This window comes from Deltaproteobacteria bacterium HGW-Deltaproteobacteria-18 (assembly GCA_002841885.1).
In the GTDB taxonomy this organism is placed as follows: domain Bacteria; phylum Desulfobacterota; class Desulfovibrionia; order Desulfovibrionales; family Desulfomicrobiaceae; genus Desulfomicrobium.
This window is the reverse complement of the sequence record PHBE01000015.1, coordinates 18420-43148: the sequence shown is the minus strand read 5'-3', so window position 1 is coordinate 43148 and position 24729 is coordinate 18420. Positions and strand designations below refer to the sequence as shown.

The 24729-nt window shown below is 57.5% G+C and carries 19 protein-coding genes and 1 tRNA gene; 15 read left to right on the top strand and 5 right to left on the bottom strand.

The features are described 5' to 3' along the window. Window positions 1-148 precede the first annotated feature (148 nt). The 9 genes from CVU60_13635 to CVU60_13595 all read left to right on the top strand — a co-directional run bounded on the left by CVU60_13635 (window position 149) and on the right by CVU60_13595 (window position 15737). On the top strand, window positions 149-3310 hold the full coding sequence (locus CVU60_13635) for a hybrid sensor histidine kinase/response regulator (GenBank protein ID PKN40886.1): 3162 nt from the start codon (window positions 149-151) through the stop codon (window positions 3308-3310). Window positions 3311-3414: 104 nt separating this feature from the next. Beyond that, complete coding sequence (locus tag CVU60_13630; GenBank protein PKN40885.1) at window positions 3415-3864, top strand: chemotaxis protein CheW; 450 nt, start codon at window positions 3415-3417, stop codon at window positions 3862-3864. 23 nt (window positions 3865-3887) lie between these two features. Continuing rightward, window positions 3888-4961: a chemotaxis response regulator protein-glutamate methylesterase gene (locus CVU60_13625; protein PKN40884.1), complete on the top strand. Its 1074-nt coding sequence runs from the start codon at window positions 3888-3890 to the stop codon at window positions 4959-4961. A 28-nt stretch (window positions 4962-4989) separates the two neighbouring features. Beyond that, window positions 4990-6267: a hypothetical protein gene (locus CVU60_13620; protein ID PKN40883.1), complete on the top strand. Its 1278-nt coding sequence runs from the start codon at window positions 4990-4992 to the stop codon at window positions 6265-6267. 24 nt (window positions 6268-6291) lie between these two features. Beyond that, on the top strand, window positions 6292-7140 hold the full coding sequence (locus tag CVU60_13615) for a biotin--[acetyl-CoA-carboxylase] ligase (GenBank protein ID PKN40882.1): 849 nt from the start codon (window positions 6292-6294) through the stop codon (window positions 7138-7140). 17 nt (window positions 7141-7157) lie between these two features. Then, window positions 7158-10850, top strand: coding sequence for a pyruvate carboxylase (locus tag CVU60_13610; GenBank protein PKN40881.1), 3693 nt, complete (start codon window positions 7158-7160; stop codon window positions 10848-10850). Window positions 10851-11020: 170 nt separating this feature from the next. Next, window positions 11021-14614, top strand: coding sequence for a phosphoenolpyruvate synthase (locus CVU60_13605; GenBank protein ID PKN40880.1), 3594 nt, complete (start codon window positions 11021-11023; stop codon window positions 14612-14614). Continuing rightward, window positions 14535-15368 carry a hypothetical protein gene (locus CVU60_13600; GenBank protein PKN40879.1) on the top strand — a complete coding sequence of 278 codons (834 nt, stop codon included), beginning with the start codon at window positions 14535-14537 and terminating at the stop codon, window positions 15366-15368. The genes CVU60_13605 and CVU60_13600 overlap by 80 nt, the downstream gene beginning before the upstream one ends. Window positions 15369-15410: 42 nt before the next feature. Beyond that, entirely contained in the window at window positions 15411-15737 is a 327-nt protein-coding gene (locus CVU60_13595) for a hypothetical protein (protein ID PKN40878.1), read from the top strand. 32 nt (window positions 15738-15769) lie between these two features. On the opposite strand, the gene CVU60_13590 is transcribed toward CVU60_13595, so the two are convergent. Further along, window positions 15770-16975 (bottom strand): amidohydrolase, encoded by a 1206-nt coding sequence (locus CVU60_13590; GenBank protein ID PKN40877.1) that lies wholly within the window; start codon window positions 16973-16975, stop codon window positions 15770-15772. After that, a complete protein-coding gene (locus CVU60_13585) occupies window positions 16921-17358 on the bottom strand; it encodes a GNAT family N-acetyltransferase (GenBank protein PKN40939.1) in 438 nt (145 codons plus the stop codon). Before CVU60_13585 ends, CVU60_13590 begins: the two co-directional genes overlap by 55 nt. Before the next feature lie 208 nt (window positions 17359-17566). On the opposite strand from CVU60_13585, the gene pgk reads away from it, so the two are divergent. The 5 genes from pgk to CVU60_13560 all read left to right on the top strand — a co-directional run bounded on the left by pgk (window position 17567) and on the right by CVU60_13560 (window position 22020). Continuing rightward, complete coding sequence (gene pgk / locus CVU60_13580; protein PKN40876.1) at window positions 17567-18748, top strand: phosphoglycerate kinase; 1182 nt, start codon at window positions 17567-17569, stop codon at window positions 18746-18748. Further along, the gene (locus tag CVU60_13575) at window positions 18745-19500 is read left to right on the top strand and encodes a triose-phosphate isomerase (protein ID PKN40875.1); all 756 of its coding nucleotides are present in this window, start codon (window positions 18745-18747) and stop codon (window positions 19498-19500) included. Before pgk ends, CVU60_13575 begins: the two co-directional genes overlap by 4 nt. Before the next feature lie 16 nt (window positions 19501-19516). Further along, entirely contained in the window at window positions 19517-19861 is a 345-nt protein-coding gene (locus CVU60_13570) for a preprotein translocase subunit SecG (GenBank protein PKN40874.1), read from the top strand. Window positions 19862-19946: 85 nt separating this feature from the next. Beyond that, window positions 19947-20031, top strand: a tRNA-Leu gene (locus CVU60_13565). 141 nt (window positions 20032-20172) lie between these two features. After that, window positions 20173-22020 carry a hypothetical protein gene (locus tag CVU60_13560; protein PKN40873.1) on the top strand — a complete coding sequence of 616 codons (1848 nt, stop codon included), beginning with the start codon at window positions 20173-20175 and terminating at the stop codon, window positions 22018-22020. 29 nt (window positions 22021-22049) lie between these two features. Here the strand turns inward: CVU60_13560 and CVU60_13555 are convergent, their stop codons facing one another. Further along, window positions 22050-22331, bottom strand: coding sequence for a hypothetical protein (locus CVU60_13555; GenBank protein PKN40872.1), 282 nt, complete (start codon window positions 22329-22331; stop codon window positions 22050-22052). 894 nt (window positions 22332-23225) lie between these two features. Here CVU60_13555 and CVU60_13550 point away from each other — a divergent pair. Next, on the top strand, window positions 23226-23780 hold the full coding sequence (locus tag CVU60_13550) for a hypothetical protein (GenBank protein ID PKN40871.1): 555 nt from the start codon (window positions 23226-23228) through the stop codon (window positions 23778-23780). 97 nt (window positions 23781-23877) lie between these two features. Here CVU60_13550 and CVU60_13545 read toward each other — a convergent pair whose 3' ends face one another. After that, complete coding sequence (locus tag CVU60_13545) at window positions 23878-24150, bottom strand: hypothetical protein (protein PKN40870.1); 273 nt, start codon at window positions 24148-24150, stop codon at window positions 23878-23880. Further along, window positions 24137-24349, bottom strand: coding sequence for a hypothetical protein (locus tag CVU60_13540; protein ID PKN40869.1), 213 nt, complete (start codon window positions 24347-24349; stop codon window positions 24137-24139). Before CVU60_13540 ends, CVU60_13545 begins: the two co-directional genes overlap by 14 nt. Window positions 24350-24729: the final 380 nt, after the last annotated feature.

Sequence of the window (24729 nt, the reverse complement as noted above, 5' to 3'; positions counted from 1 at the left end):
TACCGAGGCGGGCGCGCAGGGCCGAAAGAGGATTCACGACCGTTTTTTTCAGATCAGGAGCGCTGGCGAAAGCCCTGGCGCTTTGGGACCGCCGCTTGCGGGCGCGGAAGAAGGCCTCACAAATTGAAATCCATATGGAGTTCGCACAATGATGATGGATGACGAAACTCTCCAAATGTACGTGGAAGAAGCAGCCGAGCACCTCGGGGATATCGAGAACGATTTGCTGGCTATCGAACAGGCGGGCGCCGATATCGATGTGGAGCTGGTCAACAAGGTCTTTCGCGCGGCGCATTCCATCAAGGGGGGCGCGGGGTTTCTCGGTCTGATCAAAATCAAGGACCTGGGACACAAGATCGAGAACATCCTGGACATGGTCCGCAATCGCGAGCTTGTCCCTGAACCCGAAGTGGTCAACATCGTCCTCTTGGCCTTCGACAAGCTGCGCGATCTGATCTCCAACGTGGCCGAGAGCAACGACGCGTACATCGACGATCACGTCGCGGCCCTGACGGCGGCGGCTTCGGCCAATCTGGAAGGCGAGGAGAAGGCTTCCGTGGACCGGCTGGTCGAGGTCAGGGATCGCCGGGGACGCCTCGTCTTCGAGGTTGCGGAGTTTGATCTGCTTCAGAACAGGAAGGGGGGGAAGAATCTGTATCTCCTCGAGTTCGATCTGATCCATGACGTGCAACGCAAGAACAAGACGTTCTTCGATATTTTGAAAGGCATGGACGCCACGGGTGTGATTCTCGACCTGAAGGTCGATTTCGAAGCCGTAGGAACCCTGGAGGATGATGACTTTTCCAATCGCATTCCCTTCTTCGTCCTTTTTGGCTCCATCATCGAGGACGACATCATGCCCGCTCTTCTGGATTTGGGAGGCGAGTTCATAACCACCCTGAGCGTCGACTTGCCCTCCGATTCACCGGCCCCGGCGGCCGATTTTGCCCAGGAGCTTCTGGACCAGACCCCGCAAACGCCCACCGAGGACCGGACTGATTCCCTGATCTCGGAGCTCTTCAGCGGAGAGACGCTGGCTTCGGCTTTGACCGAGCCTGCGCCTGCGCCCAAACCTGCGGCTCCGGCCCCTCGTCCCGAGCCTCCAGCGGCGACCGATGAAGATGCGGGACGCAAGCCTGATCCAAAAGCTCCCAAATCCGCCATCGCCCAGCCCGACTCCCTGCGAGTTCATGTCAGCCTGCTCGAGGACCTGATGAACCTGGCCGGAGAACTGGTTTTGAGCCGCAATCAGCTCATGCAGGCCATTTCTTCCGGCGCCATCCACCAGATCGAGGTGGCCGGACAGCGCATCGACCTGGTCACGTCCGAACTGCAGGAAACGATCATGCTGACCCGCATGCAGACCGTGGGCAACATTTTCAACAAGTTTCCGCGCGTGGTCCGGGATCTGGCCCGAACTCTGGGCAAGGAGATGGATCTGCAGCTCGAAGGCAACGACGTCGAGCTGGACAAGACCATCATAGAGGGCCTTGGCGATCCGCTGACCCATCTGGTGCGCAATTCCGCGGACCACGGAATCGAAATGCCCGATGTGCGCGTCAAGGCGGGCAAGCCGGCCATGGGCACCATCGTGCTCAAGGCCTACCATGAAGCCGGCCAGGTCATCATCGAGATCGTGGACGACGGTGGCGGGCTCGACACCGAAAAGATCGTGGCCAAGGCCCTGAGCCGTGGCCTCATCTCTCCGGATCAGGCCAAGTCCATGTCCGACAAGGAGAAGGCCAACCTGATATTCCTTCCCGGCCTGTCCACGGCCGAGCAGGTGACGGATGTCTCCGGACGCGGCGTGGGCATGGACGTGGTCAAATCCAATCTGGACCAGCTTGGCGGTCAGGTCGATATCGAAACCGAGCGGGGCAAGGGCACGACCATTCGCATCAAGCTGCCGCTGACTTTGGCCATCATCCCCAGCCTGCTCGTATCCGTGGGTCAGGAACGCTACGCCATTCCTCAGGTCAACGTTGACGAACTGCTGCGCATACCCGTGGATCAGATCACGGAGCGGGTGGAACTGGTGGGCGATGCCGAAGTGCTCCTGCTGCGCGGGGAGCTCATTCCGCTTTTGTATCTTTCCAATGTGCTCGGCCTTGACGTCGATTCCTGCGAGGCCTCCAAGCTGGTCGGCGAGATCCTGCGCGGCGACCGGAGCCTGGGAGAAATAAAGGAATCCGGGTGCGCCTCGGCCGACGTCAACCTCGTCGTGGTTTCGGCCGGACAGTTCCGTTACGGCCTGGTGGTCGATCAGCTTCACGACTCGGTCGAGATCGTGGTCAAGCCCCTGGGCCGGCACTTCAAGGAATGCCAGGGTTATGCGGGCGCAACCATCATGGGCGACGGGCATGTCGCGCTCATTCTCGACGTTGCGGGCCTTGGTCGCCTGGGCGACCTGAGCCTGAGCGTGGCCCGGGAAGCCTTGCAGGCGCCCAAGGAGGCCGAGGCGGCCACAGGGCAGGAAAAACTCTCCCTCTTTGTCTTCCGCAACACGCCGCATGAGTACTGCGCCGTGCCCCTTGACCTCGTGGCCCGGGTGGAGCTCATCGATGCCGCAGAGATTGAAGAGGTCGGCGGACGGCGGGTCATCAAATACCGTGGCGGGACCCTGCCCGTCTTCTCACTGGATCAGGCGACCAACGTCAATATGCTGGACATTTCCGGGGAGATCATCGTCATAGTCTTCCTCATGGCCGGTCACGAGATCGGTCTGCTGGCCAAGCCTCCGGTGGACGCCATCGAGGCGCAGGTCTCCATTGACAGCTTCACCCTCAAACAGCCCGGCATCAGCGGTTCGGCAGTCATCGGCGAGAACACTACGCTCATTGTCGACATCTATGAACTCATCCAGACTGTTCAGCCTGACTGGTTCGCGGTGCGCGGGAGCATCGAGATCGCAGATGACGCGGGCGATGTGGGCGTTCCGCACCTGCTTCTGGTGGAGGATTCGGATTTCTTCCGTAACCAGGTCAAAAAGTTCATCGAGGAAGACGGATACATGGTCGATGTGGCCGAGGACGGAGCGGTGGCCTGGAGCATGCTCGACGCCGAGCCCGACAAGTTCGACCTCGTGGTCACCGATATCGAGATGCCGAACATGGATGGATTCGAACTTTCCCGGCGCATCCGCCAGGACAAGCGTTTCTCCATGATGCCCATCGTGGCCCTGACCTCCCTGGCCGGGGACGAGGATGTGGCGCGCGGCAAGGCCGTGGGTATTGACGATTACCAAGTAAAGCTGGACAAGGAGCGCCTCCTGCAGTCCATCTACGAGTGGCTGAAGCGTTATGCCTCCTGACGGTCACGGATGCGGGCGGCCCCAAAATCCGCGAGACGGCCTCAATCTTAAAAATGCGTGTGCGGTGCATGAGTGACGCCTAGAGCTCTTTCAAGGAGAATTGCATGAAACAGCAGGCCAAAGAAAAGACGGGTGCCTTGCAGCTGTCCTGCTTTTACGTAGGTTCGGCCCTGTGCGGGATCGACATCAATCTCATTCAGGAAATGAACCGGCAGATGGAGATGACCAAAGTGCCACAGGCGCCGTCCTACGTACTTGGCATCATGAACCTGCGCGGCAGGATCGTGACCATCATCGACCTGGGTCGCAAGCTGGGCTTGGCCCCGTCGAAAACCACGGAGACCAGCCGCATCATCATCGTCAATTCCCGCGATGAGAACATCGGCCTGCTGGTGGACCGCATCACCGACGTGGTCACGTCCAAATGGGAAGATGTGGAGCCGACCCCCTCCAACATAAAGGGGGTCAAGGGAAAGTATTTTCGTGGCGTGCTCAAGTCTTCCCGGGATCTCATCGCCGTGCTCGACGTCGGCGAAGTGCTGTCCGACGATTAAGTCCTTTATATCTAGGAGTCTGGATGAATCTGCGTGTTCTGGTTGTGGACGATACCATCATGTATCGCAAGGTGGTGGGCGACATTCTTGCCGAGATCCCCGGGATAGAAGTGGTCGGCACCGCCAATAACGGCAAGATTGCCTTGACCCGAATTGCGTCCCTGAAGCCGGACCTGATCACGCTGGACGTGGAAATGCCGGTTATGAACGGCCTCGAAACCTTGCAGGAGATTCAGAAGAGCTTTCCCGATGTGGGCGTGATCATGCTCTCCACCCTGACCAAGCGGGGCAGCGACATCACCATGCGCGCGCTGGAGCTCGGAGCTTTCGATTTTATCGCCAAGCCGGACGCCGAGGTCATGCAGGAAAATGTGCAGATGCTTCGGAGCGCCATTCAGCCGAGGGTGAAGGCTTTTGCGAAGCGGGTCGAGCTTCGGGCCCTGCTCAAGCAGAAGCACAGGCCGACGGGTGGTGCCGCCCCGGTTCCGGCCGCTCCGTCCGTGCTGGCTTCGTCCCGGCGCGCAGGAAAGTCCAAGGCCGTTGCCATCGGCATTTCCACCGGCGGACCCAATGCCCTGACCAAGATGCTGCCGCAGCTCCCGAAACTCGGGGTGCCCATTTTCGTGGTCCAGCATATGCCGCCTGTCTTCACCAAGTCATTGGCCGAGAGCCTGGACTCCAAATGCCAGTATGAGGTCCGGGAAGCCGAGAACAACGAGGTCGTGCGCCCCGACGTGATCTACATCGCACCTGGCGGCAAGCACATGCGCGTGGCTTCGAGCACCGTCGGGACGAAGATCATCCAGATCACAGACGATCCGCCCGAGAACAACTGCAAGCCGGCCGCGGATTACATGTTTCGCTCCGTGGCGCGCGAGTATGGCGCCTTGTCCACCGGCGTGATCATGACCGGCATGGGCGGCGACGGGACCTTGGGGCTTAAGGTGCTCAAGAGTTTCGGGGCCGTGACCATCGGTCAGGACGAGGAGTCCTGCGTGGTCTACGGCATGCCCAAGATCGCCGTCGAAGCCGGTGTCGTGGATGTTATCTCACCTTTGCAGATGATCGCTTCCGAGATCATCCGTACGGTGCGTTAGCCATGCCAATTCCAACAGTGGCGGCATTATGACGACAATCACCGCAGACGAATTCAACGTACTTTCCAAGTACATCTACTCCATTTGCGGAGTGGCCCTGGACTCGACCAAGACCTATCTGGTCGAGACCCGGCTCAAATCCATGATGCAGCAGTATGGCTGCACCTCGTATCTGGATCTGCACGCCAAGGCCAAGGCCGATCGCAGCGGCAACATGGAAAAAGAGATCGTCAACGCCATCACCACCAACGAGACCCTATTTTTTCGCGACGCGTCGCCCTTTGAGGTTTTCAAGCACAAGATCCTGCCGGACCTCATCGACGCCCGTTCGAAATCGGCTTCGGGACGCAACATACCCATCCGCATCTGGAGCGCGGCCTGCTCCACCGGACAGGAAGTCTACAGCATCGCCATCGCCCTGCGCGAAGCCTTGGGCAACTTGAGCAATTTTCAGATATCCATCCTTGGCACCGATATCTCCGATGACGCCGTGACCAAGGCAAGCTACGGAAAATACAACAAGTTCGAGATAGAACGAGGCCTGCCGCAGCAGACGTTGAACAAATATTTTTCCCTCATGGGCGATGGCTGGAAGATCAAGGACGAGATCCGGGCCATGGCCGTGTTCAAGAAGTTCAATCTGATGAAGCCGTTTGCGGGGCTGGGCAAATTTGACATTGTTTTTTGTCGTAACGTGGCGATATATTTTACTCCTGCTGACAAAAAAATGGTTTTCGAGAAAATTGCGTCCGTGCTGGAACCCGACGGCTCCCTGGTAATCGGATCCACCGAGTCCCTGACCGGGGTGACGGGCATGTTCGAACCCAAACGCTACATGCGCTCCATTTTCTACCAGCCTGTGCCCGGTTCCTCTCCGCTGACTCCCACGGGTTTCAGCTACGCGCAGACTCCTGTCCCGGGCGTTGCGGGGTCCGGCGCGGCAGCATCCATTGCCCGGCCGCCTCTCCCGGTTCCACGTCCCGTGCCCGTGGCCGCTCCGGCTTCTCCGCCACGTCCGGCCCCGCGTGCCGTGGCCGCTCCTGCTGCGCCTTCCACGACGCCGCCTCGTACCGTTCCGGTGGCGTCCGCTCCGCCCACACCTGCTCCTCCGGAGCGTACGTTTGAACCGGAACCCGCGCCCATCGCCGCAGCTGTCGAACAGGATCCGCCCCGCGAAGAGGCCCCGCGGCCCATGGCGCCCCGTCCAGCTCCGGTCCGGCCCCAGCCTGCGCAGGTTTATCGGGCGGGAAACAAATCCGACCTCAAGCGGCTGCTCATGCTGAAAAAACAGAAGGGTAGTTCCTGATTCGCGCCGTACCGGTAAAAGCCCATGCCCATCCTCTGGACTCCTGATATTGTCGGCGTCACGGACGCATTTTCCGCCGCACACGATGACGCACCCCTGATCCTTGGCCCAGGCGAGCCCTGTCCGGATCTGCCGGGTGCGCGCGTTTATCTTTGCGGGCCCTGCACTTCGGCGCTCGACGTGGCGCGGCACCTGGCCGAGCAGGGCTGTCTTGCCCCGTGGGATTCGGTGCTGGCCACCAGGCAGTGGGCCGGCAGGGGGCAGATGAGGCGGACGTGGATTTCCCAGCCTGGCAACCTGTTCGCGGCCTGGCGACTGCCCATGCCTCCGGGCCCGTGGCAGAACATGCTCTCCGTGTTGGTCGGCGGGATCCTGTGCCTGGGGCTGCGCGATCTCGGGCTGCCGGTGCGGCTCAAATGGCCGAATGATATTCTGCTGCACGACCGCAAGATCGGCGGAATCCTGATCGAGGAGAGGGGGGAGGTGCTCCTGGCCGGGATAGGGCTCAACATTGCCTCGTGCCCCGAGGACGCTGATCTGCGCCGTGATCATGCCTGCGTCGCGGCGAGTCTGGGCGGGCTCTTGCAGGGGATGTCCATTTTTGGCCTGTGGTTACGGCTTGTGAATTTTGGTCGGCTCCGTTATACTGCTGAACTTTCTGATTCGACCCCTCTGGAGTTTTCCCAGTTAATTGAGCCTGTTCTAGCCTATCTTGGGTCACTGGTGCGCGTTTCGGACAATCGATCATCGGTTTCTGGGACGTATGCGGGGCTAAGCCCGGATGGCGGCATCATCCTTCTCGCAGACGGCGAAAGGCGGATTTTGCATTCCGGTTCGCTGCGACCCGAGGGGTGGGTGGAAGGTCAAACATAACGAATACGGAGAAATATATGTCTTCGCAGACTCCTCGCAGTTTTGAAGAAGTGACCCTGGACATCCGGGGCAAAAAGATTCTTGTCGCCAATCGCGGCATTCCCGCCAGAAGAATCGTTCGTTCCATCAAGGAAGTTTTTCAGGGCGTGCCCATGATCACGGCCACGGACGTGGACAAGACAGCACCCTTTACTTCCGGCGCCCATGCGCTTCTTCATCTCGGAGAGAATCCGCGTGCATATCTGGATATTGACAAGATAATCTCCATGGCCAAGGCCCGGGGCGTTGCGGCCATCCATCCCGGGTGGGGCTTCGCCTCCGAGGACGATTCCTTTCCTTCGAAATGCGCCGCTGCCGGAATCATTTTCATCGGGCCCACGTCTGAGGCCATGCGCCTGCTGGGCAACAAGGTTCAGGTTCGCACCCTGGCCCAGAAGCTGGGAATCCCAGTGGTTCCGGGCTCGGAGGGGGCCGTTTCCGTGGAGGAGGCCAAGGTCGTGGCCACCGAAATAGGCTTGCCGGTCATGCTCAAAGCCGAGGGCGGCGGTGGCGGACGAGGCATCTACGAAGTGTTCAGCCAGGATCAATTGGCCGACGCCTTCATCAAGGCCTCGACCCTGGCCCAGGCATCTTTCGGCAATCCGCGTCTGTACGTGGAGCGTCTGCTGACCTCCATCAGGCATATCGAGATTCAGGTCATAGCCGACAAGTACGGCAATGTCTTCGCTTTCGACGAACGCGACTGCACCGTGCAGCGCAATCACCAGAAGCTGGTCGAAATCACTCCCTCCCCCTGGCCGGGCATGACCGAGGAGCTGCGTGCGAAGCTCAAGGACTACTCGCGCCAGCTGGTGAACGCAGTGGGATACCATTCCCTGTGCACCGTGGAGTTTTTGGTCGATGCCGAGGGGCGCGCCTATCTCATCGAAGTCAATACCCGTCTGCAGGTCGAGCACGGCATCACCGAATGCCGCTATGGCATCGACCTTGTGGAAGAGCAGATTGCAGTGGCTTTCGGTGCCAAGCTGCGCCTGACCGAGGAGAACTGCAAGCCCAAGAGCCATGCCATCCAGGTCCGCGTCAACTGCGAAGATCCGCAGAACAATTTCTCGCCCAACGCAGGGCGCATCACCCGTTACATGTCTCCGGGCGGTCCCGGGGTGCGCGTGGATTCATGCGTTTGCGGCGGCTACGAGTTTCCTTCCCAGTACGATTCGGCCGCGTCTCTCCTGATCGCCTACGGTCCGCAGTGGGGCAAGGTGCTGGGAATCATGGAGCGGGCCCTGGATGAGTATATCATCGGCGGGATCAAGACCACTATCCACTTCCATCGTCAGATCATAGCGCATCCCCGCTTCCGCGCCGGAGAGTACGATACGAAGTTCGTGGCCAGCGCTCCGGAGCTCATGATCTACATGGACAAGGAGTCCGAGGCCGTGCGCCTTTCGCGGCTGGTGGCTGAAATTTCCGCTCATGGGTACAATCCGCACGTCAAGCTCGGCGAGTACCGGACCAGAGAGGGCAAACGCATGGATGCCTTCAAGCCCTCGCTGCCGGGCATCGAGCCTGAATATTACGAATATCCCTATCCGCGTGGAGACAGGGATGCGACCCTCGCCTACATCCGTGATTCCGATCATGTCCATTTTTCGGACACAACCACCCGCGACATCACCCAGTCCAACTCGGGCAATCGCTTCCGGCTGGCCGAAGACCGCATCATCGGCCCCTATCTCGACAATTGCGGGTTCTTCTCGCTGGAGAACGGCGGTGGGGCGCATTTTCATGTCGCCATGCTTGCCAACATGACCTACCCCTTCTCGGAAGGCCGGGAATGGAACGAGTTCGCGCCCAAGACCCTGAAGCAGATTCTCATCCGCTCCACCAACGTGCTCGGCTACAAGCCGCAGCCGCGCAACATCATGCGCCGCACCGGCGAGATGGTCTGCGAGCATTACGATGTCATCCGCTGTTTTGATTTTCTCAATCATATTGAAAATATGCGCCCCTTCGCCGAAGTGGCCCTGAATTCGAAAAAGAATATCTGGGAACCGGCCATCTCCCTGTCCTATGCCAAGGGCTTTGACGTGCCCCATTATCTGGGCGTGGTGCAGGAGATCCTCGACATGACCGCCCAGGTGGCGGGCTGTTCCAAGAAGAAGGCCGAGCGACTCATCATTCTGGGTCTCAAGGACATGGCCGGGGTCTGTCCCCCGGTGTTCATGACCGAGTTGGTGACATCCATCCGCAAGAGCTATCCCGAACTGATCGTCCATGCGCATCGCCACTACACCGACGGTCTCTTTGTTCCCGCCGTGGCCGCAGCAGCCAAGGCCGGGGCGCACATCGTGGACACGGCCATCGGCGCCTCGGTGCGCTGGTACGGCCAGGGCGAGGTGCTCTCCACGGCAGCCTACATCGAGGAACTTGGTCTCAAAACCAATCTCAATAAAGACATGATCCGGACCACCGGCTTCGTGCTCAAGCAGATCATGCCCTATTACGACCGCTACACCGCTCCGCACTTCCAGGGTATCGACTACGATGTCATCGAGCACGGCATGCCCGGCGGCGCGACATCTTCGTCCCAGGAAGGGGCCATGAAGCAGGGCTACATCCATCTGCTGCCGTTCATGCTCAAATTCCTGGCCGGAATCCGCAAAATCGTGCGTTACCACGACGTCACTCCGGGTTCCCAGATCACCTGGAATACCGCATTTCTGGCTGTGACAGGCGCATACAAGCGCGGCGGACGCCGTGGCGTGCGCAGGCTCCTGACGGTGCTCGAACAGGTAGTGACCCTGCCCGAGGAGATGCTCACCGAAGAAACCCGGGCCGAGCGCCTGAAGATCTATGAGGATGCCAATGACGCATTCCGTGATCTGCTTCTGGGCAAGTTCGGACGTCTGCCCCTGGGTTTTCCGCCGGATTGGGTCTACGAGTCCGCCTTCGGCCCCGAATACCGGGACGCCATTTCCCGTCGCGTTGAATCCTCCCCTCTGACGATGCTGCTGGACATCGACGTGTCCAAGGAGCAGCAGAGCCTGGCCGAGCACATCGGGCGGATTCCCACGGACGAGGAACTGATCATGTACCTGAGCCATCCGGGCGACGCCCTGAACACCATCAAGTTCGTGGGCAAATACGGCGACTGCAACCGCTTGCCCCTGCATGTCTGGTTCGAGGGCCTCAAGGCCGGCGACGAAGTCATGTTCAAGGACAGCCAGGGCAAGCATCATGTCCTGACCCTGCAGCATATCTCGCGCCCGGACGACCACGGCATGAGCCTTGTCTCCTATACGCTTGATTCCGAATCCTTTTCCATGCAGGTCAAGGTGGCGGAGGCTTCGGGCAAAGACGACTCCGGTCTGGAAATGGCCGATGCCCGCAATCCGTATCATGTCGGTTCGCCGTCCAGCGGCGACCTGTGGGTCGTGCACGTCAAGCCCGGCGACATGGTCAAGAAGGGAGAGGAACTTTTCAATATTTCCATCATGAAGCAGGAAAAATCCATTCTTGCGCCGGTGGACGGCATGGTCGGGCGCGTGCTCAAGTTTGCCGATTATCAGGAAGACAAGAAGATGGTTCCGGTCAAGGAAGGGGAGCTTCTGGTCGAACTCGTGCCTGCGCCCCGGAAATGTCCGACCTGTTCGGCTCCGGTGACCAGAGATGATTTCAAGTTCTGCCCGTCTTGCGGTCAGAAGGTATGACAGGCCGCAAGGCCTGTTCTTTTCTGTCAAGAACTTTTGCATATATTTTTTTCGTGTCATGAAGGTTCAGGTTTGTTGACGCACTGACGCGTCGGCATGTACCCCAAGCCCAGTTTTTTTCAGGGCGATCACATTTGATTTTCGATTTGCGCACGAAAGAGGAGGAGAAGATGGCTGAGAGCGACAAGAAGAGTTCCAAGAAGAAAGCCGATACGTCCACGGAGGTCGCTACACCTCCTGCCGTGGTAGAGCAGATTCAAAAGCAGCTCGTCCTGACCGGCAAGGACATCGTGACGATTGGCGAAGATGCCGAACTGCTGGTCGGCGGCAAGAATTACAACACTGCCATCATCAGCACCATTGAAGGCATCCGGGCTCCGCAATTCAGGGCCATCTCCTCCATCGCCTTCCATAAGCTTCTCGATGAGACAAAGGTCAACGCCGCCCTGGTCCGCACTTCGGTGGACAAGGCGTACGATTCCATGGACTGGACCGACGCCGAGATCAACAAGGATTCGGAATTTCTGCAGAAGTTCGTTCGCAAGATTGCCCTGGACGTGAAGGAGGCCGCCAAGAAGCAGGAGGGCACCCTGATCCGTCTGCGCACCTTCATCAACAACGTGGTTGAAGGGTTCGCCGTTTCGCCCGAGGGCATCGATCAGCTGCGCAAGAGATCCGTGCTCGTGCAGGCCGCCATCCTGTCCGTGGAGCTTCCCAAGGACGTGGCTGACGCCGTGCGCGGAGCCTACCTCGAGATCTGCAAGGAGGCGGGCCTTGAGAACGAGCCGGTGGCCGTGCGTTCTTCGGCGGCCGGCGAGGACAGCCGCAAGAAGGCCTTTGCCGGATTGCAGGATACCTATCTGAACATTGTCGGCGAAAACTATGTCGTGCAGGCCTATCACTGGGACTGCGCCTCCGCCTACAACCTGCGCTCCATGACATACCGGCGCGAGGCCATCCTCGATGCCGTGGCCAAGGCCGAGCAGACCGGCGACGACTCCATCGGCGTCAAGGCCAAGCAGGAGTGGGCCATCGAGAACACCTCCCTGTCCGTGTGCATCATGCGCATGATCAACCCGGTCATTTCCGGTACGGCCTTCTCCGCCGATACCTCCACCGGATGCCGGGGCACCGCGCGCCAGGATCTCGTTTCCATCGACGCCAGCTACGGTCTGGGCGAAGCGGTGGTCAGCGGCCTGGTCACGCCCGACAAGTTCTACGTGTTCCAGCGCGAGGACGGTCAGGAGATCGTCATCCGCTACATGGGCTGCAAGGACAAGCGCATCGTCTACAAGGAATCCGGACGTGGCACCAAGGTCGAGGCCGTGGCCGAGGACATGGCCTATCGCTGGTCCCTGTCTCTGGCCCAGGCTGAATCCGTGGCCAAGGGCGTGCGCTGCATCAGCAAGGGTTACGGCGGCATGATCATGGACTCGGAGTTCTGCATCGACCAGTGGGATCGTCTCTGGTTCGTGCAGGCCCGTCCCGAGACCCGCTGGAACGAAGACCTTGAGCACCACCCGCACACCATTTTCATGCGCCGCAAGGAAGTCGATCCCGACGCCGCCAAGCAAGCCGAAGTGCTGCTCGAAGGCAACGGTGCGTCCCGTGGCGCCGGCCAGGGTCTGGTTCGCTACCTGCGCTCCGCCCTGGAACTGAACAAGATCAACAAGGGCAACATCCTGGCCGCCGAGCGCACCGACCCTGACATGGTGCCCGGCATGCGCATCGCAGCGGCCATCATGGCCGACGCCGGTGGCGACACCAGCCATGCAGCCATTACCTCGCGCGAGCTTGGCATTCCGGCGGTCATCGGCATCAAGCGCCTGGAGAAACTGCGCACCCTGGACAACCACGAGGTGACCGTGGACGGCTCCCGGGGCAAGGTTTACCGAGGCCTGCTGCCGCTCGTCGACGTGGGCGGCGAGATCGATGTGAGCAAGCTGCCGGCTACCAAGACCAAGGTCGGTCTCATTCTGGCCGACGTGGGGCAGTCCCTGTTTTTGTCCCGGCTTCGCGATGTGCCCGATTTCGAAGTGGGCCTGCTGCGTGCGGAGTTCATGCTCGGCAACATCGGCGTGCATCCCTTGGCCCTTGAAGCCTACGATCTGGGGACCCTGGAGTCCGTGGTCGGCACCAAGGTCGAATTTCTCGAGAACGACCTGACCAAGATCGTTTTCGAGCAGATGGCCGCAGGCATCATCTCGCTGGACATCAAGTTGCGCAGCCATGTCGGCATCGTCACTGGCCTGGCCCGCAAGATGGAAGAGCTGACCGAGAGGGAAGGCGCCAAGGGCACCGATGAGGTTCTGGCCATCCATCGTCAGCTGCGCGAGCTGGACAAGAAGCTCGACGAGCATCTGGAGTTTGCCACCCAGCGTTTTGAAGTGCTCAAGACCTCGCACAATTTAAGGGACCATGTCGCGGTCATCATGGGTTATACCGATGAGCTGGAGCTTCTTGGGCCCGACCCGCAGTCTCAGCGCCGCCGTCTGGAAATTCAGGACTCCATCACCAAGGACGTGGCCCGCATCGAACGCGATCCGGCCATCGTCAGCACCATGGAGAAGATCTCGGCCATGCGTGAAGATGTGGCCAAGAAGGTCGGTCTGCAACAGGAGATGGACAACGTCCGCACCCTGCCCGAGAAGATACAGGAACTCCTCAAGTCCCGCGGCTATCGCAGCGGCAAGGAACTCTACATCCAGAGCCTGGCCCAGGGCCTGGCGCTCTTCTCCATGGCCTTTCACGGCAAGACCATCGTCTACCGAACCACCGACTACAAGACCAACGAATATCGAAATCTGCTCGGCGGTCTGCTCTTCGAGGGCCATGAAGACAACCCCATGCTCGGGTATCGCGGCGTGTCCCGCAATATCCATGACTGGGAGCTGGAGGCCTTCAAGCTGGCGCGCGGCGCATTCGGCGGCTCCAATCTGCATCTGATGCTGCCTTTCGTGCGCACCCTGGAAGAGGCGCGCTCCATGAAGCGTTATCTGGGCCAGGTGCACAACATCCACTCCGGCGACTCGGGCCTCAAGATCATCCTCATGTCCGAGATTCCGAGCAATGCCGTGCTGGCCAAGGAATTCATCAAGGAATTCGACGGGTTCTCCATCGGCTCCAACGACATGACCCAGCTCGTGCTCGGCACGGACCGCGACAATGCTCGTCTGCGCCACATCTATGACGAGGAAGACCCGGCCGTGGTATGGGCTATTCTGACCACCATCTTCACCGGGCAGAAGTTCGGCAAGAAGGTCGGGTTCTGCGGACAGGGCGTGTCAAACTCCAAGATCATCCGCGGCCTCGTGTGCATCGCCGGCATTGTCTCGGCTTCCGTCGTGCCGGACACCTATCAGCAGACCAAGTTCGACGTGGCCGAAGTCGAGGCCGAGAACATCCCGCTCGCGGGACTTGGCGCATGGCTTCAGGAGCAGCACTTGGAACGCCTGCACATGCTCCTGGCCGAAAACCGCTACGAGCACATCCTCAAGAAGAACACCTCCGGTCCCGATCTCATGGACTGGTATGAAGGGGAACTGGCCCGTCTGCTCGAGCAGTTGCAGTCCAATCTGGGCAGCGTGAAGGAGGACTTTTACCGTCAGGAGCTGGCTTCCTTCCGCAGCATCTTCCACAAGCCGGTCATCTATTCCAACTGGGATTGGGAAACCACTGTCCTTGATGCCCTGCATCAGGCCGGATTCTCGAACTTTGACGAACAGATCAAAGCCCTGGCGACTCAACGCGAAAACATCTGGTAAAACGGGGGCGGCTTCAAGCCGCCCTTTTTCATTCATGCACTGGCAATCCATACCCGTCACAGTTGTCCGCAGTTCCCGCGCCCGCAAGGTCTGGCTCAAAATGCGTTCCTGCCGGGGGATCGAGGTTGTGCTGCCATACCGCGTCTCGGCTTCCGAAGTGCCTTCCATCCTGGATCGTCATCGAGACTGGCTTCTTGAGCGATTAGGCGAGCTCGCCGACAGGGGGGAGGCTCCTGGGCAGAACCCGCTTCCGGATGACGTCCGGTTGGATTTTCTGGACCGCCGATTTCCGATACGCTACGAGGAAGGCTCTCGCGCCGAACTGCATGTCGGGGAGGAAGGCCTGAGCGTTTTTTTGCCCTCCGGTAATATTGGAGCTGGCGCCACCTTGCTGCAGATGTGGCTGGTGGGCCTGGGCAAGACGCATCTGGTCCCTTTTTGCCGTGAGCTGGCCGCACGTCACGGCGTGTCCATCGGCGGCGTCCAGATCCGCAATCAGGGCGGGCGCTGGGGCAGTTGCTCGGCGCGGCTCACGATCAGTCTGAACGCCAAGCTGCTTTTCCTGTCTTCCCCCCTGGTGCGCAATGTCGTCCTGCATGAGCTCTGCCACGTGGAGCACCGCAATCACGGTCCGGCGTTCAAGGCCGCCCTGCGCACCCTCGATCCTTTCACCGACGTTCATGAGGGGCAGATGCGGGCCGCCTGGGAAAACCTTCCGGCCTGGACCAAGTGGCGTCGGAGGGAAACGGACTGATGGATGCCCGCTGCCCGACACACAAAGAGAAAGGAGGAATAGATGAAGAAGCTACTGTTCGCGTTACTGCTGGTCGGTCTTTTCGGTTGTACGCAGGAAGCCCAGAACCAGCTCGGCCGGACCATCCAGAACTGGACCGGCACCAACGGGGTGCTTGAGGTATATTCCGGAGACAAGCTGGTGCGCCGTTTTGTCAAGATAGACAAGCTCTCCACGGCCTACGGCACCTCCGACAGCCAGGCCCGGGGATACCGTTTCGGATACGGCATCGCCGATGCGAATCTGGATGGCCTGCCCGGTGCGAATGAAAAGAAGGTCTATTTCGAGGTTTCGGAATTTTCGACGTACGTCTTCTACGAGCAACCGTAGGGCTGAAGAAGGGCGACCACGCAGGGTCGCCCCTACGGGACCAACGAGGCCAGGGCCGCGACTCCCCAGGGGAGGCAATCCTCGTCCAGGCGGAAACAGGCGTTGTGCAGCCCACCCCGTCCGTCCGCGGCGCAGGCTCCGCAACCCATGAAGACGAAGCAGCCCGGAACGTGCTCCAGGTAGTACGAGAAGTCCTCTCCCGCCATGACCGGCTCTATCTCATCCTCCACGTTGTCCGAGATGCTGCGCAGCAAATCCACGGCTCTGGCCGTGCTCGCGGCGTCGTTCACCACCACCGGGAACCCGCGCACGTAATCAAGCTCAGCCTTCACGCCCATGCCTTGCGCCAGATTGCCTACAAGTTTCTGCATTTGCGCCTGCACGAAATTGCCGGTCTGTGCCGTAATGGCGCGCACTGTCCCTTGCAAAAACGCCTTGTCCGGGATGGTATTGTAGCTGTTTCCTGCCTCGAAGCGGGTCACGCTCAGGACCGCCCGTTCATGCGGCGCGACCCGGCGGGAGATGATGCCCTGCAGGGCGGTGACCAGATGGCTTGCTGCAAGAATCGGATCTTCGCACTGATGCGGGGCCGAGGCGTGACCGCCCTTGCCCGTGATCGTGATGGAAAAGACGTCCGGCCGGGCCATGAGCGGCCCCTTGCGTGTGCCGAACCAGCCGGTTGGTTGTCCGGGCCAGACGTGCAGGCCGTAGACTTCGTTTACGCCATCCAGGCATCCGGCCTCTGTCATGGCCCTGGCTCCGCCGGGCTGAAATTCCTCGTTGGGCTGGAAGAGAAAGCGTGCTCCGGCCCGTAGTGATCCTCTCCGGCTTGACAACAGTCGAGCTGCGCCCAGAAGCATGGCCGTGTGGGCGTCATGACCGCACATGTGTCCCTGACCTGCGATCTGGGATGAGAATTCAAGCCCGGATTCTTCCTGGATCGGCAGGGCATCCATGTCCGCCCGCAGGGCGATGCGCGGGCTTCCCGCAGGGCCGTCGAGATCGGCGACGATCCCGCCGCCCACGTCTTCGCGCACGCTCAGATCCAGCTTGCCAAGTTCACGCAGCACCAGCGCCCTCGTCCGTGGAAGCTGCGTCCCCACCTCGGGGAAGCGGTGCAGTTCGCGGCGGATGGCGCGCACATGCTCCAGTTGTTCGCGGCTGCGGGCCAGGAGATCCCTGCTCATTTCAGCACCTCCCCTACGTTTACGGATACGACTCCGATGTCGGTGCGCCATGTCCAACCGATCCCTTCCCAGAACCTGCGACCCGTTTCGTTGTCCGTGAAAAGAAAGGCGTGAGCCTTTTCCAGGCCCAGCGCGCCAAGTCCTTCAAGAGCATTTGTGATCAGTTGACGTCCGATGCCCTGGTGCCTGAAGTCGTCGCGCACGCAGAGGTGATGCAGGTAGCCCCTGCGTCCGTCATGACCGGCCAGGACCGTGCCGACCAGAAGCCCGTCGGCCCAGGCGCACTGGCTCAGACCCGGGTTGCGCTGCAGATAGGACTGTATGGCCGCTTCCTCGTCGGCTTCGGAAAGACCGATGCCGGCGGTGTCTCGCCACAGCGCCATCGCCGCCGCGTGATCGTTTACGGACATGGGGGATATACGGATTTTTTGCATAGTGGCGTCCTTTCAGCTGCTTGGTCGCGGGTAGAAAATAATGCATTCATTGTGCGTACTTTGAGAGCCGGGATCAAGCGGATATTAGTATTCAAGCCCGGTCTGGTTTGGGCCGGGCATTGTCATTTTTTGCTGATTCACTTACGAAAGACAGAGCGGGCACATGTTCGCGATCATCAAAGCCAAAGCTCCATGGGAGGAAGATCATATGCGATTTCTGGATGAACTGAACGTGAGCGGCAAACGTGTCCTCATGCGTGTCGATTACAACGTGCCCCTCAAAGGCGAGACCATTGTCGACGACAACCGCATCAAGCAGAGTCTGCCGACCCTGAAGCTGGCTCTGGACAATGGCGCATCGCTGGTCATCTGTTCCCATCTCGGCAGGCCCAAGGGCGTCCCGGCACCGGAATTTTCCCTCAAGCCCGTGGCCGTGCGCCTGGCGGAGTTGCTCGGGCGCGAGGTGCGCATGGCTCCGGACTGCATCGGCCCCGAGGTTCAGGCCATGGCCGAAGAGCTCAAGGCCGGCGAGGTCCTGCTGCTCGAAAACCTGCGCTTCCACCCCGGCGAGACAAAGAACGACCCCGATTTCAGCCGGGAGCTGGCAAAGCTGGGAGATGTCTACGTCAATGACGCGTTCGGCGCTTCCCATCGTGCGCATGCCTCCGTGGTCGGAGTTACGGAATTCATCAAGGATTGCTGCGGCGGCCTCCTGCTCAAGAAGGAATGGCAGTACCTGGGCGAGGCCCTGGAGAATCCGGCCCGTCCCTTTGTCGCCATCATCGGCGGTGCCAAGGTTTCCTCGAAACTCGGCATCCTCAAGGCGCTCCTGGAAGAGGTCGACTCCATGATCGTCGGCGGCGCCATGGCCAACACCTTCCGCAAGGCCCAGGGTTTTGAGGTCGGGACCTCGCTCGTGGAGGACGACCTGCTGGAAGAGGCCATGGCCATCATGGTCGAGGCGCGGGAAAAGGGCGTCAAATTCTATTTGCCCGTGGATTTCATTCTCGGCACCGACCCCAAGGGCGGCATCGCATCCGGCGTGCGCACCTATCAGGACATCCCCGCCGACGAGATGATCCTGGATACGGGCCCCGCCTCGCACACGCTTTTTGCGGAGGTCATCAAGAACGCCGGTACCGTGATCTGGAACGGTCCCATGGGCGCTTTCGAGAATCCGGCCTTTGCCCAGGGTTCCATCAACCTGTGCAGAGTGGTGGGAGCCATCTCCGGCATGACCATTCTCGGCGGCGGCGACACCAACGTCATCGTGGAGCAGATGGGCATGACGGACAAGTTCTCCTTCATCTCCACCGGCGGCGGCTCGTTCCTGGAATTTTTGGAAGGCAAGGAACTGCCTGCCTTCACCGCACTGGAGAACAAGTCATGAAGAAACTGCTCATGGCCGCCAACTGGAAGATGTACAAGACGGTGGAAGAGGGCGTGGCCACGGCCAGAGAGCTGGTCTCCCTGCTCGACAAGCTGCCCAAGGACAGGGAAGTGCTGGTCTGCCCGCCGTTTACCATGATGCATTCGGTGTGTCCCATCCTGGCCGGGAAAGAAGGCTGCCTTTCCGGAGCCCAGAATTTCTATCCCGCCGCCCAGGGCGCCTACACCGGTGAAGTCGCGCCGGAACAGCTTCTGGATCTGGGCTGCACTTACGCCCTGGCCGGACACTCCGAGCGCAGACACGTTCTGGGAGAGATGGATGAGCTGATCGGGCGGAAGGTGGCCTTTGGACTGGAAGCCGGGCTGAAGATGATCCTCTGTATCGGTGAGACCAGCGTTCAGCGGCGGCTGGGGCAAATCGAGGAAGTCCTGGTCCGTCAGCTCGAGAGCGGGCTGGCCGACGTGCTGTCCACCGCCACGGCCGAAAATCTGGCCGTCGCTTATGAGCCTGTCTGGGCCATCGGCACGGGCGATGTCGCCGGACCGGACGAAATCCTGGCTGCGCATGCCTTGGTGCGTTCCAAACTCGAATCGTTGCTGCCCGGTGAGGGCGCCAAAATCCGCATTCTCTATGGCGGTTCCGTCAAGCCTGACAACGCCGCAGCCATCATCCGCCTTGACAATGTGGACGGAGTGCTGGTAGGCGGCGCAAGTCTCAAAGCGGACAGTTTCAGCCAGATCGTGCTCGCATAATTTAGGAGGTATTTTTTTGAACTCCCTGATGATTACCATACATGTAATTGCCTGTGTCACCCTTGTCGTCCTCGTACTGCTGCAATCCGGCAAAGAGGGCATGGGGATAATCTTCGGTGGTGGCGGAGGTTCCGTTTTCGGTTCCACCGGCGCCGGCAATTTGCTCAGCAAGTTGACTGCCGGAGCGGCGACCGTGTTTTTCCTCACCTCCATCATTTTCACGTACGTCAGCACGCAGAAGCACACTTCCCCCAAGGAATCCATTGTGATCGACATGCCCGTGACCCAGACTCCCACAGCCCCCGCCGGAGTCCCCACGGCCCCTGCAGAAGAATCTGCAGGTCAGGAAAAAAATCAGTAAAAAAATGCTGGACAAACCAGTGGAGCATCGCTAAAGACTGTTTCTCCGGTTTGCGAGATTAGTACGCAAATTTGAATGCTTAGATGTCGAAGTGGTGGAATTGGTAGACACGCTATCTTGAGGGGGTAGTGGGATTTCCCGTGGGGGTTCGAGTCCCCCCTTCGACACCAAGAAGAATTGAGGGTTTCGCCTAACTGGGCGAAACCCTTTTTCTTTTATTGGCCTTCGCGGCATAATGGAAGGGTTGAAAATCGTGATTTTAGGACATTTTCTCCGGCTGATACAATTTGCTGATACAGTTTGGAGAAGGTATGGGTTTTTCATACGGTTCGTGCATGGTCCGTGTCGGAGGTATGTTGTACTGGCGGGCAGTCGTCCCGGAGCGGTTGCAGGCGGTGGTAGGGCGGAAGGAAATCCGCCGGAGCCTTCGAACGCCATATGCTCGTGAGGCACGGGTGAAGGTTGGCTATCTTAATGCGAAGTTAGCGGGAGTTTGGAAATCGATGGATGGAGACAGTGGTAATCTCGAATCTCGATTCGATGAAATTTTGCGAATAAAATTAGGTCAGTGGATGATCGAAGCCGAGGCGGAGCTTCTGACGCTGAAGCCCGCCCAACTTCGGCGCTATTCTGACTACATGTCTGACGGCGTGGCGGATCGGCTTGGTGAAATTGAAGAATCTCTGGCCGTCAATGATATTTTCCTGGTGGCTGAAACCATGGAAGAAATTATCACGGAACTCGGCGTTGATCTGGATAGAGCGAGCCCTGAATATCATCGCCTGTCGTACAAGCTGCTTCGGGCGTCGCGTGAAGCCGTGAAGGTGAGGTTGGACAAGATCGATCGCGGCGATTTTCTTTACCGGCCTGAAGTAATGAAGTCTGTTCCAATGACGTCACCAGTTCCGGAACTGGACACGCAAGCGGTACCGCCAAAAATCTCGCTGTCAAACGCCGTTGAAGCCCACTTGAAAGAATTGGACGACGGCATTGTCAGCGCCGGAAAGACCGGGAAAAACGGAAGTCGTGATAAACGCCATGGGTTGCGCGAAATGGCCTTGATCGTGGGGCAGGACAAACCCATGGATGTCTTGAGGCTTGAGGATATCACGGCGTACATTGTTCGGCTTCAGTATATTCCTACGGGGCTTGATTTGTGTAATTTGACCCGCCCACTGACCGACTACGGGCCAGCGGTGAAGGTTGATAAGCCTCTGAGTCCGGGAACGCAGCGTAAGCGGTGCGAGGATGTACGGCGGTTCGTGGGGTGGTGCCATGAGCACGGATATCTTTCAGCGGATACAGCATCCGCCATTCGCAAAAAACTGTCGGGCAAAGCTTCGGATCTTGAGTATACCGTGAGCATGGCGGGTGGAACACCAACACGAGCTTACAGTTTGGATGAACTCAGGGCATTGTTTGAGCCGGACATATATATGAGGTGGTCTGCAAAAAGGCCCGGCGATTTCTGGGGGCCATTGATCGCCTTGTTTAGTGGAATGCGTATGGGTGAGATATTGACCCTGAGGGCAAAGGACATAAAAGCCACACCTGAGCGTCTGGACGTGTACACGCTCAGGAAATCATCTAGCCCGATGAAAGGCCGTGCTGGTGTTTTATACATTGATTTGACCGACACTAGCGTCAAAAACTTGAAATCAAAGGACTCCTATCGACCAATTCCGCTTCATCCTTTCTTGGTGCAGTTGGGGTTTCTTGATTTTGTAAAAAGATTCGAGCCAGATGATTTTTTGTTCAAGGAAAGCCTTTCAGCGAACAAGAAGGTGAACAGCTCAGAATACAAATTTCAGTGGCGATCGCAATACAAGCTGACTGATAGATTCATGAAATTGCGGCGGTCAGTTGGTGTAGGCCGTGTTGAAGGCGAAACGGACGGTGATAAACTGGATTTTCACTGTTTCAGGAACACTGTGGTTGACCGACTGCGGGATTTGGGTGTTGGCGTTGAAGTCCGGTGTGAAATTACAGGGCACGATGCCGCTGATGGAGCCGGGGTTTCCCAAATTCACGGCAGCTATTCGGATAGTTTTGGCCTGGATTTCAAACTGGATAATGGAATCGGGCTACTGGATTTTCATTTGAGTGTCCCGGCCCTGAGAGACCTGGCGATGAGCCCATGGGCCAAAGGTAAAAAGTAACGGAAAGTTTAGAAATCGAAATCCCGTTACTAGTCACCAATTCGTCTGCAAACTCTATCTTCATCAACTATGTAGACTATCTCGTCGGCGTAGACAGTGAGCTCCTCAACTTTCCTAGCTTTACGAGGTTTGAAGAAGCTTTTTTCGATAGCGATACCAACTGCATGACTGACGGTCACACCGTGCTTGGCGCAAAATGCCTTCAATGCTTCTAGCTGGTCCTTATCCAGTCGGACAAGGATCTCCTTATCGCCTTCTTTCTTCAATCTCTTTCGGCGCTCTCGCTGTCGTTCTGCGCATGTCATGGCCATGGTTCAGTCTCCTGTTACTAGTAACATATCGAACAAGCCAGTCATCGACTAGCCCTCATTACTGACTTTTTGTTGATTGGAGGGGGTGTCCCGCTCAGGAGCCTGTATCATGTCCTGGCCAGGATGCCTTTATTTTGCACAGAATGACCACTATGAGCCTTTCTGCTGTAAATATGGATCAAATGTATTGCCTGAATATATGGAGCGCTTACGGTTGATTATAACTTGCATTTCTGATTACGAAAAATGCACTCTATGGCTTGATGTAGGCCAGGAGCCAGAAAAGAAGATGGTCGGTGTAGAAAATGGCGATTTGATCGGATTTCATACAGGCTTCGATGCAGTCAACTTGTAAACCTTTTTGTGGCTGAGTGAATGCAACTCTTCCCTACGGTCTGAGGGGAGCCCTCCCTTCGGTCGGGGCTCCTGCTCTTCTCATGCCGCCTTCCTTTTTGTTGAAAGGCTGGATAGATGGCTTGACCAGTAGCGTTTCTTGGAGTGCTCAAGTGATTTTGGAATTTGGCTCTTATGTGGGTTGCTGAAATAGTTACAACGCTCAAGGAATGCTTCCATTTGAGTGCTTAACCGATACATTGGATTATCAGGCCAGAAAGGATATAATTTTCCGGGTAAGGATTCATTCCAAACTTTATTGAGCATACTTCCAAACCTGAAAGAATTACCATACGATCTGGATGATACAAAGCATATCACATGATAATGAAAACCATGCTCTGTTTCATCCGTTATAGCGATGAATCCGAAATGATTTCCGTCTGAATGAATTTTTCTCTGTAATTCTTCGAGACAAGCGTGCATTTCATCTTGGCTAATGTCTGAGTCATTTTCTGTATAAAAAAGAAAAGCTAACGGTGATGGTATCAATTCGGCAGCATGTTCGGTCATTTGTTTGATTCGATTTTTAAGAGTTTTTTTCATTCTTTCAGTTTTCTCTTGGTTAGCATATATATAATTATTCTACTAAAGCGCAGCTTCCGTCAGAAATCCCGGAAGCTACGCCTGTTCTTCGCTGGCAGGTGGGCTGCACTGAATTTTCGTCGCCGCCAGCTCACTTTTCACCGTCATTTTTCGGCGGAAATGTTACTTGGGCACCTCGGCATTGATGGTCGTGCCCTCATGCCGCCACCGTTTGGCCAGCTCAGGTTCGTGCTTCAAGACGGCAGCTTGCTTCTTCAGAGAAAAGTCCGCGCCCTTGATCCAGGGATTGCACTTGGGTCTCTCGTACCGCTCGACCTCGGCTCTGGTGGCCAAGAGGCACGCCGTCTTTGGATCGGACAGAAGTCCGTCAAGGTGCTCATGGACCGTGCGGCCATCTGGGATAGCAATTTCGCCCTCCCGGAGGTGGGTGCAAAACTGCTTCTTTTCTTCATTCCAGGTGTAATGATAATCGTTGATAAAGTAATTAATCGCATATTCAAGATTGTTTAAATTTTTGCATCTTTCATGACTTGTGATTTCGCTTGCTAATTTATCTCTAGTTATTGCATCAATAATTTGCTTTGATATTGTCACTGTATCATCATTTTTATATTTCATTGTCTTCACCCTCATTGTTACTCATTTTTTTTAAAAGTTCTTTTCTGCCTTCTGAAAGAATTTTGCATAATTGGTCAATTGATGTCTTCTGACTCTTTTTCTGCGCCCTTTCTTCTTTCGCGTGATTTTCGCAAGAAACCCAAATTTGAGCCAAATAGCCGGATGCTTTCAAATCTCCGGCCTCCACGGCCTGGAAGAACAACGCTTCTAGTTCCTGCTGCAACCGGAGTGCGGAGCCGATGCGGCGCTTACTCCTGGCCATTGGTCGCAACCTCCCGGTCAGGGCAGATTTCATCAATCTGGCGGCGAACGTCCGCCACGAAAGCTTTGTATGCCTGCTGGGCATACTCATTGATGATTCCGTCGAGGATCGTTGATCGTGACTGGCCTGTCATGGCGGAGCGTTCCGCTAAATACCGGATGCTTTCATGGCTGAGTGTGAAAGATTTGATTGTCTTCATGATAAATTTTTCCTATGGTTTAAAGTTAATGAACAAAAAAAGCCCGGACATTGCCGGGCTGGAATTTCGAAAACTCATATAATATATATACGATTTTTTTTCGTAAAAATAAAAAATGCGCGTCCGAGATGGCCGAACTTTTGTTTTTAACTTGCTAAAATAATGTAATAATTTTTTTTTAAAATATTTTTTTTGTAACACAGAACTGCGTTTTCTGGGTCTTAATTGATGCCAATTAATATAGTTTTAATAGGTTTTTTATTTTAATTGGGTGGCCTGAAAATATGGGTGGCACATGTGAGGCTTTGCCGGGAGTTGATCCAGGTTGACTCGCTCCGAAATCGCCAGGACGTGAAGCTCTGGCCTTGGATTATGTGCTA

Excerpts from the sequence above, each read along its gene's own strand:
- CVU60_13590 (PKN40877.1), bottom strand. The coding sequence starts at position 16,975 with ATGGCGCACCGACATCGGAGTCGTATCCGTAAACGTAGGGGAGGTGCT.
- CVU60_13605 (PKN40880.1), top strand. The coding sequence starts at position 11,021 with ATGGCTGAGAGCGACAAGAAGAGTTCCAAGAAGAAAGCCGATACGTCC.
- CVU60_13575 (PKN40875.1), top strand. The coding sequence starts at position 18,745 with ATGAAGAAACTGCTCATGGCCGCCAACTGGAAGATGTACAAGACGGTG.
- CVU60_13595 (PKN40878.1), top strand. The coding sequence starts at position 15,411 with ATGAAGAAGCTACTGTTCGCGTTACTGCTGGTCGGTCTTTTCGGTTGT.
- CVU60_13585 (PKN40939.1), bottom strand. The coding sequence starts at position 17,358 with ATGCAAAAAATCCGTATATCCCCCATGTCCGTAAACGATCACGCGGCG.
- pgk (PKN40876.1), top strand. The coding sequence starts at position 17,567 with ATGCGATTTCTGGATGAACTGAACGTGAGCGGCAAACGTGTCCTCATG.
- CVU60_13625 (PKN40884.1), top strand. The coding sequence starts at position 3,888 with ATGAATCTGCGTGTTCTGGTTGTGGACGATACCATCATGTATCGCAAG.
- CVU60_13540 (PKN40869.1), bottom strand. The coding sequence starts at position 24,349 with ATGAAGACAATCAAATCTTTCACACTCAGCCATGAAAGCATCCGGTAT.
- CVU60_13615 (PKN40882.1), top strand. The coding sequence starts at position 6,292 with ATGCCCATCCTCTGGACTCCTGATATTGTCGGCGTCACGGACGCATTT.
- CVU60_13620 (PKN40883.1), top strand. The coding sequence starts at position 4,990 with ATGACGACAATCACCGCAGACGAATTCAACGTACTTTCCAAGTACATC.
- CVU60_13555 (PKN40872.1), bottom strand. The coding sequence starts at position 22,331 with ATGGCCATGACATGCGCAGAACGACAGCGAGAGCGCCGAAAGAGATTG.
- CVU60_13610 (PKN40881.1), top strand. The coding sequence starts at position 7,158 with ATGTCTTCGCAGACTCCTCGCAGTTTTGAAGAAGTGACCCTGGACATC.
- CVU60_13635 (PKN40886.1), top strand. The coding sequence starts at position 149 with ATGATGATGGATGACGAAACTCTCCAAATGTACGTGGAAGAAGCAGCC.
- CVU60_13545 (PKN40870.1), bottom strand. The coding sequence starts at position 24,150 with ATGGCCAGGAGTAAGCGCCGCATCGGCTCCGCACTCCGGTTGCAGCAG.
- CVU60_13560 (PKN40873.1), top strand. The coding sequence starts at position 20,173 with ATGGGTTTTTCATACGGTTCGTGCATGGTCCGTGTCGGAGGTATGTTG.
- CVU60_13600 (PKN40879.1), top strand. The coding sequence starts at position 14,535 with ATGCCCTGCATCAGGCCGGATTCTCGAACTTTGACGAACAGATCAAAG.
- CVU60_13550 (PKN40871.1), top strand. The coding sequence starts at position 23,226 with ATGTTCGGTCATTTGTTTGATTCGATTTTTAAGAGTTTTTTTCATTCT.
- CVU60_13630 (PKN40885.1), top strand. The coding sequence starts at position 3,415 with ATGAAACAGCAGGCCAAAGAAAAGACGGGTGCCTTGCAGCTGTCCTGC.